Annotated in this window: 16 protein-coding genes; 9 read left to right on the plus strand and 7 right to left on the minus strand. The window is 48.0% G+C overall.

The window, feature by feature from the left end:
* The first annotated feature begins 16 nt into the window (after positions 1 to 16).
* The 4 genes from EDM52_RS12170 (at position 17) to EDM52_RS12185 (ending at position 7,053) form a co-directional block, all read left to right on the plus strand.
* Complete coding sequence (locus EDM52_RS12170) at positions 17 to 859, plus strand: CheR family methyltransferase (protein WP_245996823.1); 843 nt, start codon at positions 17 to 19, stop codon at positions 857 to 859.
* Positions 813 to 2,816, plus strand: coding sequence for a response regulator (locus tag EDM52_RS12175; protein WP_122909241.1), 2,004 nt, complete (start codon positions 813 to 815; stop codon positions 2,814 to 2,816). The genes EDM52_RS12170 and EDM52_RS12175 overlap by 47 nt, the downstream gene beginning before the upstream one ends.
* A gap of 461 nt (positions 2,817 to 3,277) precedes the next feature.
* Complete coding sequence (locus tag EDM52_RS12180) at positions 3,278 to 5,035, plus strand: ABC transporter ATP-binding protein (RefSeq protein WP_122909242.1); 1,758 nt, start codon at positions 3,278 to 3,280, stop codon at positions 5,033 to 5,035.
* Positions 5,032 to 7,053, plus strand: coding sequence for an ABC transporter ATP-binding protein (locus tag EDM52_RS12185; RefSeq protein ID WP_122909243.1), 2,022 nt, complete (start codon positions 5,032 to 5,034; stop codon positions 7,051 to 7,053). Before EDM52_RS12180 ends, EDM52_RS12185 begins: the two co-directional genes overlap by 4 nt.
* Positions 7,054 to 7,115: 62 nt before the next feature.
* Here the strand turns inward: EDM52_RS12185 and EDM52_RS12190 are convergent, their stop codons facing one another.
* Positions 7,116 to 7,883, minus strand: coding sequence for a TSUP family transporter (locus EDM52_RS12190; RefSeq protein ID WP_122909244.1), 768 nt, complete (start codon positions 7,881 to 7,883; stop codon positions 7,116 to 7,118).
* A 195-nt stretch (positions 7,884 to 8,078) separates the two neighbouring features.
* On the opposite strand from EDM52_RS12190, the gene EDM52_RS12195 reads away from it, so the two are divergent.
* Positions 8,079 to 8,687 carry a superoxide dismutase gene (locus EDM52_RS12195; RefSeq protein ID WP_122909245.1) on the plus strand — a complete coding sequence of 203 codons (609 nt, stop codon included), beginning with the start codon at positions 8,079 to 8,081 and terminating at the stop codon, positions 8,685 to 8,687.
* Here the strand turns inward: EDM52_RS12195 and EDM52_RS12200 are convergent.
* Together EDM52_RS12200 and EDM52_RS12205 are read right to left on the minus strand one after the other, a co-directional pair.
* Positions 8,618 to 9,295, minus strand: a complete 678-nt coding sequence (locus tag EDM52_RS12200; RefSeq protein WP_122909246.1) for a GNAT family N-acetyltransferase — start codon at positions 9,293 to 9,295, stop codon at positions 8,618 to 8,620. The two genes, EDM52_RS12195 and EDM52_RS12200, sit on opposite strands and share 70 nt — an antisense overlap.
* Positions 9,296 to 9,396: 101 nt before the next feature.
* A complete protein-coding gene (locus EDM52_RS12205) occupies positions 9,397 to 10,590 on the minus strand; it encodes a macrolide family glycosyltransferase (RefSeq protein WP_122909247.1) in 1,194 nt (397 codons plus the stop codon).
* A gap of 253 nt (positions 10,591 to 10,843) precedes the next feature.
* Between EDM52_RS12205 and EDM52_RS12210 the strand changes: the two genes are divergently transcribed.
* A complete protein-coding gene (locus EDM52_RS12210) occupies positions 10,844 to 11,641 on the plus strand; it encodes a dioxygenase family protein (RefSeq protein WP_122909248.1) in 798 nt (265 codons plus the stop codon).
* Positions 11,642 to 11,669: 28 nt separating this feature from the next.
* Complete coding sequence (locus EDM52_RS12215) at positions 11,670 to 12,107, plus strand: carboxymuconolactone decarboxylase family protein (protein WP_276330112.1); 438 nt, start codon at positions 11,670 to 11,672, stop codon at positions 12,105 to 12,107.
* Between the two features lie 81 nt (positions 12,108 to 12,188).
* Here EDM52_RS12215 and EDM52_RS12220 read toward each other — a convergent pair whose 3' ends face one another.
* Together EDM52_RS12220 and EDM52_RS12225 are read right to left on the minus strand one after the other, a co-directional pair.
* Complete coding sequence (locus EDM52_RS12220) at positions 12,189 to 12,734, minus strand: pyridoxamine 5'-phosphate oxidase family protein (protein WP_122909250.1); 546 nt, start codon at positions 12,732 to 12,734, stop codon at positions 12,189 to 12,191.
* A 154-nt stretch (positions 12,735 to 12,888) separates the two neighbouring features.
* The gene (locus EDM52_RS12225; protein WP_122909251.1) at positions 12,889 to 13,884 is read right to left on the minus strand and encodes a metal-dependent hydrolase; all 996 of its coding nucleotides are present in this window, start codon (positions 13,882 to 13,884) and stop codon (positions 12,889 to 12,891) included.
* A gap of 160 nt (positions 13,885 to 14,044) precedes the next feature.
* Here EDM52_RS12225 and EDM52_RS12230 point away from each other — a divergent pair, with 160 nt between their 5' ends.
* Both EDM52_RS12230 and mutY read left to right on the plus strand, forming a co-directional pair.
* Positions 14,045 to 14,332 carry a hypothetical protein gene (locus EDM52_RS12230; protein WP_122909280.1) on the plus strand — a complete coding sequence of 96 codons (288 nt, stop codon included), beginning with the start codon at positions 14,045 to 14,047 and terminating at the stop codon, positions 14,330 to 14,332.
* Positions 14,333 to 14,347: 15 nt separating this feature from the next.
* The gene (mutY, locus tag EDM52_RS12235; protein WP_122909252.1) at positions 14,348 to 15,433 is read left to right on the plus strand and encodes an A/G-specific adenine glycosylase; all 1,086 of its coding nucleotides are present in this window, start codon (positions 14,348 to 14,350) and stop codon (positions 15,431 to 15,433) included.
* Between the two features lie 67 nt (positions 15,434 to 15,500).
* Here mutY and EDM52_RS12240 read toward each other — a convergent pair whose 3' ends face one another.
* Positions 15,501 to 15,659, minus strand: a complete 159-nt coding sequence (locus EDM52_RS12240) for a YrzI family small protein (RefSeq protein WP_122909253.1) — start codon at positions 15,657 to 15,659, stop codon at positions 15,501 to 15,503.
* Positions 15,660 to 15,799: 140 nt separating this feature from the next.
* Positions 15,800 to 15,952 (minus strand): hypothetical protein, encoded by a 153-nt coding sequence (locus tag EDM52_RS24670; protein WP_183185021.1) that lies wholly within the window; start codon positions 15,950 to 15,952, stop codon positions 15,800 to 15,802.
* Positions 15,953 to 16,409 lie beyond the last annotated feature (457 nt).

Consider the following 16,409-nt stretch of genomic DNA (forward strand, 5'->3'; position numbering starts at 1 on the left):
ATACAAGGAAGAAGAAGTGGATGAACTCGATGGTGATTTGCAGCATGACTTGGAGAGAATCGAGATCAAACTGTTGCTGGAGGGGATCTATCGTCAATACGGCTATGATTTCCGCAACTATACCTATTCCTCTATCCGGCGAAGAATCTGGCACCGAATTCGAATTGAAAAGCTGAATACCATCTCTGGCTTGCAGGAAAAGGTCCTGCATGATCCCAAAATGATGGAGAAGCTGTTTGCAGACTTCTCCATCAACGTGACGGAAATGTTCCGAGACCCAAGATTCTTCTTAACCTTCCGTAAAAAGATCATTCCACTTTTGCGGAATGAGCCGATCATACGAATCTGGCATGCGGGCTGCTCCACAGGACAGGAAGTCTTTTCGATGGCGATTTTACTTCATGAGGAAGGGCTGCTTCACAAGAGCAGACTATACGGAACGGACATGAATGAATCGGTGCTAAAGAAGGCGAAGCGGGGCAGCTTTCCGATTGAAAAGATGCAATTATACACAAAGAATTACATGCAAGCTGGAGGGACCACGGCTTTTTCCGAATATTATACGGTCAAAAACGGAATGGTTCAGTTCGAGCCTTTTTTAATGGACAATATGGTCTTTGCTCAACACAATTTGGTGACAGACGGTTCCTTCAATGAGTTTCAAATTATCATTTGCCGAAACGTCATGATTTACTTCAATGAACCCCTGCAAAATCATGTGCATGGACTAATCTACGAGAGCCTTTGTACAAACGGATTTTTAGGACTCGGTAATAAAGAAGGAGTTGTGTTTACTACCCATGCTAGCTGTTATGAAGAAATGGACGGAACCGAAAAGTTCTATAGAAAAATCAAATGATACTGTGATGGACGCGGTTTTTTTCCAAAAGGAAGATGAGGAGCAGAAGTGGGAGAAAAGAGTGAACATCTTGCTGGTGGATGATCGAAAGGAGAACCTGCTTTCCTTGGAGGCTGTACTGGACTCTCCATGTTATCGCCTGATCTCTGTACAATCAGGGGAGGAGGCGCTCCGATGGGTATTAAAGGAAGAGTTTGCGCTGATCCTGCTCGACGTTCAAATGCCTGGTCTGAACGGCTTCGAGACCGCCAAGCTGATCAAGCAGCGGGAGAAATCGAAAAACATCCCGATTATTTTTGTAACCGCGATCAGCAAAGCAACAGAACACGTGCTGGAGGGGTATGAATCAGGGGCTATCGATTATATTTTCAAGCCCTTTCACCCGGATACATTGGCGATGAAGGTAGAGGGCTTCGTCCAGCTATACCTGAATCAGCAAAAGATCGAGTATCAAAGCAAGATGCTCCAATCCCGGACACGCGCACTGGAGGAAGCCAATGAGCGCTATCATCGAACGGTCTTGGAATTGCAAAAGAGTGAGGCGCTTTCACGAACGATTTCGGAGACATCTGTCGATACGATCATAACGTTCGATGATAATCGGCTGATACTTTCTATCAACCCTGTATTGAGGACCATGTTTGGCTACGAGCCGGATGAAGTGATGCACAAGCCAATCAATCGATTACTCGCGTTGCCTTTTCAAACCAACGAATATGTACTGGACAAGATTATGGAGTCTGTCGCCATTCGCAAGGATCAGACCAGCTTTCCGGTAGAGATTCAGATCGGTAAAGCGATGATTGGGCAGCGCCATATATTCGTCTGTTCGATTCGAGACATAACCGAGCGCAAGCAATTGGAAATCGAGCGCAAGATTCACTACGAGCACCTTGAATTGCTGGTAGAAGAGCGGACACAGGAGCTTGTGGTGTCCCAGGAGCAATTTAAAAAAATCTTCCACTCTAGTCCTTGCTTGATAGCCATCCGCTCATGTGATGATGGGAGATACATAGACGTAAACCAATGCTGGCTAGACCATATGCAGTACTCCTACGACGAGATAAAAAACTCCTCGGAGGACAGGCTGATCCTGGTCAATGAACGGAATAGCAAGAACCGCTCCCTCGATCTGGAAGAAGCGATTCGCAACGAAAAAATTCAATACATAACGCATACGCATGAAGTCAGAGAGGGGTTGTTGTCCACCGAGATCATCAATATTCGAGGGAAGCGATGCATTCTCAGCGTCATTACCGATATTACGGAGCAGGTCTACCTAGAAAAGGAAATGGCTCGCTTGGATCGTCTGCACTTGATTGGGGAGATGGCTGCAGGGATAGCCCATGAAATCCGCAATCCAATGACAACGGTAAGAGGCTTCTTGCAATTAGCGCAGAAAACAAAGAACGGCTCTTCGTTCGAGTTTGTCGATTTGATGCTGGCAGAGCTGGACCGGGCCAACGTGATCATTACCGAGTTTTTGACACTGGCTAAGAACAAGACCAATGAAATGACAAAGCAACACCTGGCAGAAGCGCTGAAATCCCTGCTTCCTCTGATCGAAGCAGAAGCTGTATTGAGTGGTAAGAACGTACATATTGAGCTGTCAGAATGTCCTGAAATCTATTTGGATGGAAAAGAAATTCGTCAACTCTTTTTAAATCTCGCCTTGAATGGACTGGAAGCCATGCCGGCTGGCAAAACTCTCACCGTCAAGACGTATCAAAAGGATGATGAGGTCGTCCTGGAGGTAACGGATGAAGGCCCAGGGATTCAGGAAGAACTATTGGAAAAGATATGGACTCCGTTTTTCACAACAAAAGAAAAAGGTACGGGATTGGGACTTGCCGTTTGCTATAGTGTGGCCAACCGCCATCATGCCAAGATTGATGTAGAGAGCAGCAGCCTAGGCACCTCTTTTTATGTCCGGTTCAAGCATGATGCAATCGGATAGTCATCGTCATTTCATCGATATGATAGACGACTTCCCTCATGTAAACGCGATAAGAGAAAAAACCCTTGAAAGCCAAGAGTTTCTTCGCGTTTCGTATGTCTTCTTTATCCTTAGAAGCGGTACAGAAAAACAAATGTTGACAAAATTTACAGTATAGTGTTAAAGTTCAAAATGTATTTACGGAAAAAATTACCTGAATGGAAAGGGGTGAGGCGTCATGATGATCAACCTATTGACTCGCGAAGACAACTACATAGATGACGTAACCACTCCATTTCATCACCGTTAAATTCGCTGTCCGTCCAGTTTTTGAAACGACTCCAATGGCGTAGGTTACTCTTCTTTGCGTAACTTACGCTTTTTCTATCATTCACACGAGAAAAGGCATATTGCGTATCGCAGTATGTCTTTTTTGTTCCTAATTTTGGAAATTCCAGGAAATAACGAAGGAGATGACAGCCGTGTTTTCCGTGTTTACCAAGCTGGACTGGTTTTTCAAAGAAAATGGGAAGCGGTACACAGTGGCGATTCTGCTCTTGATCGTGAGCAGCATTATGGAGGTGTTGCCTCCCAAGATCATAGGGATTGCCATCGATGAGATGTATCTGGGAACATTGACGGCTGACAGACTGATGGATATTGTGCTCTTCTACGCTGTGCTTGCCATGGGAATCTATCTGCTCACTTACATCTGGGTATCCAAATTATTCGGGGGAGCCTACCTGTCTGAGAGAACCCTGCGGGCCAAACTGATGAAGCACTTTCTGCGGATGACCCCTACATTTTTTCAGAGGAATCGTACTGGCGATCTGATGGCCCGGGCGACCAATGACCTTAAAGCGGTCGCCATGACCACGGGCTTTGGCGTTATGACAGTGGTGGAAACGGTGAGCTATACGGGTGTCATTCTGCTCACGATGTTTTTCTTTATCAATTGGGAGCTAACCCTGGCCGCCATATTACCGTTGCCTGTGATGGCATTCATGATCAGCAGATACGGCAAGCGAATCCATGAACGCTTTTCCAAAGCCCAGAACGCCTTCGGAGCCTTGAATGATCAGGTGCTGGAATCGGTATCTGGTGTGCGGGTCATCCGCGCGTATGTGCAGGAGACGGCAGACGAGAGGCGTTTTCACGACATGACGGAGGATGTCTTTCAAAAAAATATAGCGGTGGCGAGGATCGACTCTTTGATAGAACCTACGGTCAAACTGCTGGTAGGGATCAGCTACATGATCGGGATCATGTACGGAGGGTACCTGGTCTTTCAACAAAAACTCACACTGGGTGAGCTTGTCTCGTTCAATGTCTACCTGGGCATGCTGATCTGGCCGATGTTTGGCATTGGAGAGTTAATCAACATCATGCAGCGAGGCAGCGCATCCTTGGATCGGGTCAATGAGACGCTGGCGTATCAGGCTGACGTGACGGATGGGGAAGAGACAGTGCCTATGGAGGTGCCAGGGGTTATTCGCTTTGATCGGGTGACGTTTCGCTATCCGTCGGCGCAGGGCGATCAGCTCAGCGATGTATCCTTTACCCTGCATCGGGGGCAGACGCTAGGTGTGGTAGGGCGTACCGGAAGCGGTAAGACAACGCTGATTCGCCAGCTCTTGCGCGAGTATCCGCTGGGAAGAGGAACGATTACGGTCTCCGATCTGCCATTGGAAAAAATCTCGTTGGACAACATCAAGAGTTGGATTGGCTACGTACCACAGGAGCAGATTTTGTTTTCCAAAACCGTCCGTGAAAATGTGCGCTTTGGCCGAGCTGGTACGGATGAGGAGCTTCAGCAAATCTTGCAGCAGGCTTCCTTTGCCCGGGACGTGAAGCATCTTCCGAATGGCCTGGAGACGATGGTGGGTGAAAAGGGTGTTGCCCTGTCTGGAGGGCAAAAGCAGCGGGTCTCCATCGCCCGCGCACTGATGATCAATCCGGAGATTCTGATTTTGGATGACGCCATGTCTGCTGTGGACGGGAAGACAGAAGCGGAGATGATCACCAACATACGGCGGGAGAGAGCAGGCAAAACCACCGTCATCACCTCGCATCGCATGTCTGCAGTCCAGCACGCCGATTGGATCCTCGTCCTGGATGAAGGCAGGGTCACGGAAGAGGGTACGCATGAACAGCTTCTCGCTCTAGGCGGGTGGTACAAGGAGCAGGTTGAGCGCCAGCAGTTGGAAGAAATTCTGAACAAAGAGCAGGTGAAGCCATGACTGTAGGAAAGAGATTATTTCTCGTAGCAGTACATTTCAAAAAAACAATCCTGCTCGCCTTGCTGATGCTTTCCATAGCGGTGGCAGCAGAACTGACAGGGCCGTTTGTGGCTAAAAAGATGATTGATACACACATCATGGGAATCGAGCTGCCCTGGTATGAGACTAGCGAGCAGCCTTACGCGGTGTCGTATCAGGGCAAGTGGTACACGCGCGAAGATCATTTGTCGGAGACGGATCAGCGTGGCAAGGAAGTGCGCATTTTGCAGGTGGGGCGCTTTTACGTCTTTGTCGATCGTCCGGTTCCATTGGATGGAGAGCGCGTTCTTGGCGATGCTGAGCTCACGATCGTCAAGGGAAATGAGCGGGCAGTGTATCCGGCACAGAAGCTGAGCAGTCAGGAAGTGTTCGCTTTCTTTCGCCCGGAAACAATGGGCCTGCTCGTATTGGCCGCACTCTATGGCGGACTGCTGGTGATCGCCTCGGTGTTTCATTACGGGCAGAAGTTCCTGCTGCAAAAATCAGCCAATCTGGTGATCAAAAAATTGCGGGTAGATGTGTTTGCACATGTCCAGCGGTTGCCCGTCACGTATTTTGACCATCTGCCTGCGGGGAAAATTGTCGCCCGCGTGACCAATGACACAGAGGCGATTCGTGAGATGTTCGCCAATGTACTCGCCTCCTTTTTTACCAGCGGCATTTATCTGATCGGTATTTTTATTGCCTTGTTTCTGCTGGATGTGCGTCTGGCGCTCGTCTCTTTGATTATTCTGCCGATCATGCTGGTCTGGATTCTCTTTTATCGCAGGTTCGCTACGCGCTTCAATCATGTCATTCGTACACGGATCAGCGATATCAACGGGATGATCAATGAGTCGATTCAAGGAATGCCGATCATTCAAGCCTTCCGCAGGCAAAAGGAAACGCTGCGCGAATTTGATGAACTCAATGACGACCTCTTCGCCTATCAAAACAAGATGCTTCGGCTCAATGCTACTGTATCGTTCAACATGGTCATGCTGTTGCGCAACGTGGCCTTCATCCTTTTTATCTGGTATTTTGGCGGGGCGTCTCTTGGTGTGGGTACGCTGTTCTCACTGGGCGTCCTGTATGCCTTCGTTGATTATTTGAACCGCTTGTTCCAGCCCATCACCCAGATCATGAATCAGCTTGCCAATTTTGAACAGGCTCGTGTCGCAGCCCATCGCTTGTTTGAGCTTATGGACGAACCGGGCATCGATGTCGAGAAGGGGAGCATTGGTCGATACCAGGGAAAAGTGAGCTTTCAGAACGTTTCTTTTGCGTATTTGCAAGATCAATATGTGTTGAAAAACATTTCATTTGAGGCTTCGCCAGGGGAGACGGTAGCTCTGGTTGGGCATACGGGATCGGGAAAAAGCTCCATCATCAATCTGCTCTTCCGCTTTTACGAAATCAACCGGGGAGAGATTCAAATCGATGGGCAAAACATTCTGCAGCTGCCAAAGCAATTCGTCCGCCAGCATATGGCGATCGTGCTTCAAGACCCCTTTCTGTTCACAGGGACAATAGCGTCCAACGTGAGCCTGAATGATCCCTCGATTTCCCGCGAAAGAGTGGAAAAGGCTTTGCAGGACGTAGGGGCAGACCTGCTCCTGCGCACGCTGCCCAAAGGGTTAGACGAACCGGTGATTGAAAAGGGAAGCACACTTTCTGCTGGACAGCGTCAGCTGATCTCTTTTGCCAGAGCGCTTGCCTTTGATCCTGCCATTCTGGTATTGGATGAAGCGACTGCCAGCATTGATACGGAGACAGAAGGCATCATTCAGCAGGCGCTTGAGGTGCTGAAAAAAGGGAGGACGACCTTCATGATCGCGCATCGCTTGTCGACGATTAAAAATGCGGATCAGATTCTCGTCCTGGACCGCGGTGAAATTGTAGAGCGAGGACGGCACGATGACTTGATGGAGCTGTGTGGAAAGTACTACCACATGTATCAATTGCAGCAAGGTAGCTCGGCGGTTGCCCCGGCAGGGTGAAGAAAGCACCCAACCATATAGAAAAAGTCAGCCTCGCACGAGTGGAGGCTGACTTTTTTAAATCAAGTAAAGATCAATTCATAAATCATTTTGGTAATCAATGCGATCGAGACGATCAGAAACAGCGGGCGAACGTAGCGTACACCGGTTTTGATTGCCATCCGTGCACCGAGGGTGGCACCTAGCAGCATGGCAACCCCCATCACCAGACCGGTCAGGAAGATCACTTTTCCTTCTATCATAAACACAGTCAGGGCGGCGATGTTGCTCGCCAGATTCAGGATGCGCCCATTCCCGGCAGCGATGACAAAGTCATAGCCGAACAACAGCACCATCAAAAAGACGAAAAAGGAGCCAGTTCCCGGTCCGAAAAAGCCATCGTAAAAGCCGATGAGAAACGTGAGGGGAATCCCCAACCCGAGTGAAAAGCGGGTAAGTCCTTTGTAATTGGAATCCTGCCCAAAGCGCTTGTTAAACAGGGTATAAACAAAAATCAAGGCCATCATCACGATGACGAGAGTCTTCAACAGCTCTTGCGGAACGAAGAGTACCACCTTGGCTCCAAAATAGGCTCCGATCAGCGAGACCGGGAAGAGGATGATCATCAGCTTCTTGTCAAACTTGCCACTGCGAATGAAGGTAATAGAGCTAGTAGCTGAGGAGATCGTACCTGCTAGCTTGTTCGTGCCCAATGCGAGGTAGGGAGGAATCCCCAGACCAAGTAGGGCGGGCAGTGAGATCAGGCCGCCACCGCCTACGGTGCTGTCGATGAACGCGGCCACAAAACCAAAAAATGCGAGAAAGAGAACGGTGGATAATTCCATTTCCATACACAATCACCTAGTTTTCTAAGGAGTAAAAGTAATACTCCAAGTCTAGCACTCTCTATCATGATTTCAATAGAGAATTGACAACATTGTGATAGATTACGAAACTTAGCATACCGATTTGTTGTAAAAGTGTCTCTCTTGCACTATAATAAAGGTGTGGCTTGACCCATACATATTCTAAGGAGGAATGTTACAATGGCACATCAACTTCCTGCATTGCCATACGCGCATGATGCGCTGGAACCGCACATCGACAAATTGACTATGGAGATCCACCACGGACGTCACCATGCGACTTACGTGAACAATCTCAACGCAGCGTTGGAAGCACATGCTGACCTGCAAGACAAAAGCGTAGAAGAGCTGATCAGCAACCTCGACGCTTTGCCTGAAGGTATCCGCACTGCCGTTCGCAACAACGGTGGCGGACATGCGAACCACACCCTGTTCTGGGAAGTTCTTTCTCCAAATGGTGGCGGTGCGCCAACAGGTGAACTGGCTGACGCAATCAACGCAGCTTTCGGAAGCTTTGACAACTTCAAAGCTGAATTCGCGAAAGCAGCAACTGGCCGTTTTGGTTCCGGTTGGGCTTGGCTGATCGCAGATGGCGGTAAAGTAGCTATCACTTCTACTCCTAACCAAGACAGCCCTGTCATGGAAGGTAAAACACCTATCCTCGGTCTGGACGTATGGGAGCATGCTTACTACCTGAACTACCAAAACAAACGCCCTGACTACATCGCTGCTTTCTGGAACGTTGTAAACTGGGATGAAGTAAGCAAACGTTTCGCTGCTGCGAAATAAGCATAATAGAAGCTAGGGAAAAAGCTTGTCGCACAACATGGCGACAAGCTTTTTTTCGTGGATTGCGACCCTTTCACATAATCAGATTTGATCATTCCATATTGCTCGACGTCTTCAAAGCTTCCCCACTTTCGTACATGCTGGGGGAAAGTGCCTTCGTGTTTCATCCCGATTTTTTCCATACCCTTATAAGAACCTGAATTTTTCGTCATCGCTATGGCGAATATACGGTTTAAATCCAAATCTTCAAATCCAAATTGCACCACTTTTTTGGCAGCTTCTGTTGCAAATCCTTGTCCCCAATAGGGATGACCCAGCCAATAACCAAGCTCAGCACGCTGATGATCTTTGGAAATATCTAAGAGCATACATCCAATCAACTCATCTTCCTCTTTTTTTACTAAAGCAAAAGCATAGCTGTCTCCTTTTTCGGCAGCATGATGAGTGGCTTGAATCCACTTTTCAGCTGCTCCCTCGGGGTAAGGATGAGGAATGGAGAGTGTAGTGCGTGCTACTTTTTCGCTCCCAGCTAATCCTTGAACCATTTTTGCATCCGACAGTTCGAAAGGTCGAATCCATAATCGATCTGTTTCCAATCTCAGTACCATGTTTTGACCTCCTTTTTTTAACAGATAAATCGAATCCATTCATAAAAATGCCAGTCAACTCGAAATATAGGATATGACTGGCTTTGGCATATTTAGATAGGTTATTGACTTTTACATTCAAAAATCGCATCGACAGCTTGCTGATACCCACCTGCTCGCCGAAAGGATTCTCTAATCGTTGCAGCAGCTTTGTTGAAAGATGGGTGGTTTAAAACATGATCAACGGATTCACGGAGTTGATCTGCAGTCAAGCTTTGCATGTGTAAGGTAATGCCTGCTCCGAAACGGGCCACTTGCCCGGCTATGATTGGCTGATCCGCGCTTAGTGGAATGACAACGAGCGGAACTCCGTAATAGAGCCCTTCATTGGTGCTGTTCATTCCACCATGTGTAATAAATAATTTTGTATATTGTAGTACTTCAATTTGTGGAACATAGCTTTTTACAATGAAGTTTTCGGGGATTTCTCCTAGATCGGAAATGTGGACTTTATTCCCAATGGACATGACAACGGTATGATCCGAGTTTTTTAATGCCTGAATACATAGCTTATAGAAATCAAGCGAATGGTTTAAGACGGTACCCAGAGAAATGTAAATGGGGCTTTTTCCCTTGATCGCAGTAAGGTCGAAGTTTTCCTGTGGTATACGCGTAGAGATGGATGGACCAACAAATTTATAAGTTTGGTCGAATGCTTCTCCAAAAGGTTGAAACTCCCTAGTGGTATACACGATTGTAAGAGGTGCAGGATTACAAAAAACTTCATAAGGAGAATGGATCTCCACGTCATATTTTTCCTTCACCCTTTTCGTCAGTCGTTGATATTCATCCTGTATGGGTTGAAGGATTTCTGCAGGAACTTTTGCAGATAGCTGATCCAACATGTTATTGAATGAGGCTTTTGACTCCGCAAAAGAAGTACAAGAATTAATGGCGGGAAGCTTAAGAATCTGGGCCAGCAACCGTCCACATCCAAACATGGAATCGTGGATGATGTAATCAAAATGCTCTCCTTTGATCTGTTCCAGAACGCTTGGGATCACGATATCTGTTGTATGTAAAAGACCGTTGACCCGCTCAAGCAAATAAGTTCTTCCACCTGAGATAAACGCTTCTATAAATTTTTGACCGTCAATGGTTCGTACAATAGCTCCCGTCTTTTCCATACGCTCTCGAAAAGCTGCTATCGTAAAGTACACGACCTCTTCTCCACGCGAAATAAGCTCTTCCACCACTCCAATGGTGGGATTGACATGTCCTTCTGATCCAGCATTAATAAATAATACACGTGCCATATCTACCGCTCCTTAGGGTAAGTTGTTCTGGATCCATTGTGTTCGCTGGCACATCTACCGAACCAGCATCAACAAAGGAATGATATACGATATAATTCCAGTCTAAACCATTATTTTTACGTGCTAACACTATATTTTTCAGTTTGATCCTTTATTTTCAACGAACAGATAGAAAAATACGTATGGTTCATGTATAATACTTATAACTTACTAAAAGTAACCTAGTATAAAAAATAAAGGAGTGTGTTAGATCATGATGCCATCCCTGTTTATCGCGCATGGTGCGCCATTGCTCGCGATTGAAAACAATATGTATACACAGGCGCTCAATCAGCTTCCGCAAATTTTACCACGCCGCCCGCGTGCGATCGTCATATTCTCTGCTCACTGGGAATCCCCTGTCCAGGAAGTGGGCTCGATGGACGTCTACCCGACCATTCATGATTTTGGCGGTTTTCCTCAAGAGCTGTATGAGATCCAGTATCCTGCCAAAGGCGATCGGGAAATTGCCGAGGAAACCTACGAGCTGCTAAAGGCTGCTGGAATTCCTGTCAGAGCGAATGAAGATCGGGGATTGGATCACGGACACTGGGTGGTGCTTCGCATGATCTACCCGAATGCAGACGTGCCGGTCGTCTCCTTGTCCGTCAACCCACAGCTCTCCGTGGAGCAGCAGTACGCTATCGGCCGTGCCTTGTCTGTGCTTCGTGCCAAAGATGTGCTGATCATCGGAAGTGGCAGCACGATCCACAACTTCTCCTATATCAACATGCGGGAAACGACTGGAGCTGCCTTTGAGTGGGCTGTCGAATTCGAGGAGTGGCTCAAGGATACGCTGACCAAGTGGAATGTAGCAGATCTCGCTCAATACCGTACCTTGGCTCCGCATGCAGAGAAGGCCGTTCCGGTATACGGAAGTGAACACTTCGTACCGCTCATCTACGCGATGGGTGCCGCAGATGAAGTGCGAACGGCTGAGCGTCTTCATATCAGCTTTCGCTACAACAGCTTGAGCCATACGATCTGGCAGTTTGGGTTGCCTGCACAATGAGCATCCAGATGGAGGATGTGTACCGCGAATACAAGCCATTAGAGAGGCTAATCCTGAGGCATTTCACGCCATGCTCCATATGGAGAAGTATGTAAAGGAGAGCGGGGTTGAGCCCAAATGGCTCGAACTGATCAAGATTCGCGCCTCACAGTTGAACGGATGTGCCTTTTGCCTGGATATGCATACGAAAGACGCGAGAAAGCTCGGAGAAACAGAACAGCGAATCTATCTGCTGAACGTGTGGCGTGAAGCGGCTGTTTATTCGGAAACGGAAAGAGTGATTCTCGCACTGACGGAAGCAGTGACGCTGATTGCAGACCGCGGCGTTCCCGAAGACGTGTACGCGCAAGTGAGAGCGCATTTTGACGAGAAGCAGACTGTCTCGCTGATCATGGCCATCAACGTGATCAATAGCTGGAACCGACTCGCCATTTCGACAGGGATGACAGCGCCAGCCCAATTGTAGAGTCTCCAGGTAACATAGAAAAGACACGCCATTCACGGGAATAGGCGTGTCTTTTGCTGTTCTGTACGACTACGATTACGATTACACATCCATCTCTACCTTCCGACCCGGGTAGAACTTCTTCTCCTCGCCAGCCAGGTTCCCCTTGGCGGTGATGGTATCAGGCGTAATTCGAAAGACAGCAGTCGTGCTGCCCATGCTGGAACGGTACTTCAGCACATGTTGCAAGGGAAGCGGCTCTGAGAAATAGCCGGGCACGTATTTGTCCAGCATCGCTTGCATGGCTCCCCGCATCTCTTCCGCTTCTTCCACACGCTCGATGGTACCAGAGAGAAAAACACTCATATAAGCCGTATCGACATGGGCAGGGACGGGATCAGCCACTGTCCCGTATTCTTCACAGACGCTGAAGCAGACGCGATTGTTGGCAGAAATCATCTCAATTTTACGCCCGGAGTCGGCGCCGTGAAAGTAGAGGTTGCCCTGCCACCAGCAGAAGTTGAGGGGGATGATATACGGCTCGATGCCATTTGTCATGCCCAGGTGCCCGGTTTTGGCTACTGCTAAAAAGTGGTCGATTTGTGCTTTGTCTGTAATATCTCGCTTCGAATAACGAATAGGAATCATGGCATCCATTCTCCTTTGAGCCTGTTTTTGTTTCAGATGATTCTGATAGACCCATCGTAACGTCTACCTGACTCGCTAGAAAGGTGCAGTTTTCATCATTTGAAGCAGGTCAAAAAATAAAACCCGCTAAATCAAGGCGGGTTGATGTACGAGTTTAGTTAAGTTGTTTATCCGGGTCCAGCTTTTTGTTCAGCTGTTCTTCGCCGCGATGAATCCAGCCGACGAATGAATCACGAATGTTCAGCTCGTAATCGAGATAGACGACCGCAACGAACATGTAGTGACTTTTACCCTGAAAGCGGGAACGATAACGCAGGTCGATCCATTTTACTTCGTAGCCGAAAGGACGCTCTCTCGTCTCGACATGGACGTGATGCGTGAAGGCGAGAAAAGATTTCACACGAAACGACTCTTTGGCTGCGGCGATGATTTCATTCTCCGTTTTGACCTTGAAGGTGTCCAGCACGATCACGTCACCGGAATTGACTTCTCCGACGTACCAATGCTGCTCTGTACGGGCGACAAAGGTCCAGTGTGTCCAAGACAACGTGGGAATGATGGTATAGGTACCGGGGCGGCCAATCTTTTGGCGAACCAGCTCAGTCGTGCGTTTTTGCACGTGGTAACGCCAGTAGTAATAACACGCGATCAGCAGGTAAATGCCGAGAAAGACTTTTCCAGGGTGAAAGCCCGACGCCCATAGCATGAATCCCAGCAGATGAGCGGAAAAAATCAGCGGATCAAAAATGAAAATGGTGTTTAGCGCGATCCACTTGTCACGAAACGGATACAAGCCCTTGGTACCATACGCATTGAACAAATCAACGAACACGTGGAGACACACGGCCAGAAAGATCCAGCCGAGGAGGTGAAACCAATTCGTTTGTGGCATGAAGAGTTGAATCAGGGCAAAAATCGCTCCTGTCCATAGAAAGACGGCAGGTACAGAGTGGGAGATTCCTCGATGGTTGCGAATATAAGCTGCGCTGCCGCGAATGCGGACAAGGCCATCCAGGTCGGGAGCCTGCGAGCCGATGACAGTACCTAGCATGACAGCTTCCATCAGGCCTGGTGTCGCTGCCACGACTGGATCGAGATGGGCTAACCCCGCCAATCCAAATCCCATGGCAAAGTGTGTAGCGGTATCCATGAACCTCTCGTCTCCCTCCTTCCAGACTGTTCTTATTGCTTATTATAACGTTCCAGGGCAGGTATTTTCCTTTGAAAATGAAAAAAATTGTGTGCTTGTTCCCTTTTCACCTGGATTGTATGATGAAAAGAAGTTGCCGCGCAAGGGAGGATATGACCAGATGATGACTGTTTTTATCGAGTATAAGCTGGTTCCTGAGAAGCGTAAACAGGCACTTGCCCTGATTGCGGAGATAGAAGCTCGCATGACCGAGCAAGGGGCCAGCCAGTTTCGTTGTTTCGAAGGCTATGACCAGCCTGATCTATTCGTCGAAACTTTTGACGTGGACCATGTAGAGCAATACGAACAAATCAAGCAGGATCGCTTGTCGGATGAAGCGTTTTGCGACTGCATTGCAGGAGGAAGCAGCAAGCTGAACATTTGGGCATTTTGCCCTGTTAAGCGATAGAAAAAGGAGAAAAGCATGCGTTATACATTACCGGAAGAGTTTCATGTTTTTGGCTTTGCGAAAGATTTACTCGATTGGTACGATGCCCAGAAAAGAGACCTGCCGTGGCGGATCAATCGCGATCCGTACCGCGTATGGGTGTCGGAAATCATGCTCCAGCAAACGCGTGTCGATACCGTAAAGCCCTACTATGCGAATTTCATGGAAAAGTTTCCGACGGTTCAGGCATTGGCCGAAGCCTCTGAGGAGGATGTGCTGAAGGCCTGGGAGGGGCTTGGCTATTATTCGCGTGTACGCAATTTGCAGGCAGCGGCTCGGGAAGTGCAGGAGCGCTATGGGGGAGTAGTCCCAAAAACACCAGAAGAGATTCGGACGTTAAAAGGGGTAGGGCCATATACCGCAGGTGCGATCCTGAGCATTGCCTACGAAAAGCCAGAACCCGCTGTGGATGGCAATGTGATGCGGGTCTTTTCCAGACTTCTCTACCTGACTGACGATATCGCCAAGCCAGCGACGCGCATCAAAATCGAGCATCTGGTACGCCAGGTGATTCCTGAGGGAAGAGCCGGGGATTTTAATCAGGCTTTGATGGAGCTTGGAGCGATGGTCTGTTCCCCGCGTTCACCACAATGCCTCACATGTCCGGTCTTTGATTACTGCATCGCACGCAGAGAAGGTGTTCAGGAAGAGCTGCCGAACAAAGGCAAGGCGAAGCCACCTCGACCGGTGCATTTACAGGTTGCCCTGATCGTGCGTGATGGAGCCGTCATGATCAACAAACGGCCAGAGCAGGGGCTTTTGGCAGGTATGTGGGAATTTCCGATGGTAGAGACCGATGTGGAAAGCGAGGCAGCCAAGAGGGAACTGGTGACCCAGCAGATGAACGAGCGCTTTGGCGTAGAGGTGGAAGTGCAGGAGAGGATCGGAGAGGTTCAGCATACTTTTTCTCATCTGCAATGGAATATGCAGGTGTGGCTCTGCGACTGGATTTCGGGAGATGAGCTTCCGCCGACAGCACGCTTTGCAGCCGTCGAGGAGCTGGATGACTACACGTTTCCGGTGGCGCATCATAAAATTAGGCCGATGTTGGACAAGAAATAGAAGGAAAGCAAAAAGGTGGAAATCATCCACCTTTTTTTGCTTTCTATTGATGATACAAGCCGTTTCCTTAGCGAATACAGTATTCAGGAAACTGCGAGTAGACCTGATGTTTCTGCTCTTCCCACTGAGCAATGGCTTTCTTTTGCTGATATCTTGCCCATTTTTGCTCAGGTGTTAACTTCCGCCGTTCGATCGTAATCGAGAAAAAGATCATGGGAATGTACATGTTATATACGCCTCCCTTCCGTAAGAATTCGGTGCAGTCAGCTGCCATCTATCGATTTGACTCCTGTAAATCTCATCATCTGACGTCTTTGTTTGTTATTCATTTACAACCCCTCCTTAGGATTAAAAAGTATGAGTTCCTTAGATGCGTGAATTCCATTGCGCTGCTTCCAGAGCGTGTGCTTCAGCTCGTTGTTCCAGGTAGAATTCGCGTTCTTTCTTCGCGATGCGTTGTTCCACGCTTTCCTGGTTACGCTCAATTTTGATGGAGAAATACAGAAAGTTGAGTACCATACTTATCACCTCCTTCCAAAAAATAGAAACAAAAAAACCGCTGGCGAAATCTGCGGTCTTTTCATTGCACAAGGAAACGAAAAGACCACAAGCACGACGCCTGCGGTCTGTAATCTGACGAGTTAGGAATAATGAAGACACGTATTGTGTCTTAGGCTACAATTCGTCGGTCCAGGAGGCGCTGCTATATGAAGTTTGAACAACAAGCTGAAGAGCCAGATCCATGTGAACATCTGCGGTGAAACGGAAGAATGTGGTCATCATTTGTTGTAGCCTCCTTTCCTTCTTTGTAGTGTGTGAATCCTACACATAGAATATGGCAATTTTTTCATGATGGAATCAATTTCATAATTGCTCATCTTAAAAATATACAGACTGCCCCAATCTCTTCTTTATCCTTTTTTAAAAACTAAGCCGCGACTGGCTTCTTGTTTTCCAGTGCGTTACGAATCCGATC

This window comes from Brevibacillus invocatus (assembly GCF_003710915.1).
In the GTDB taxonomy this organism is placed as follows: domain Bacteria; phylum Bacillota; class Bacilli; order Brevibacillales; family Brevibacillaceae; genus Brevibacillus; species Brevibacillus invocatus.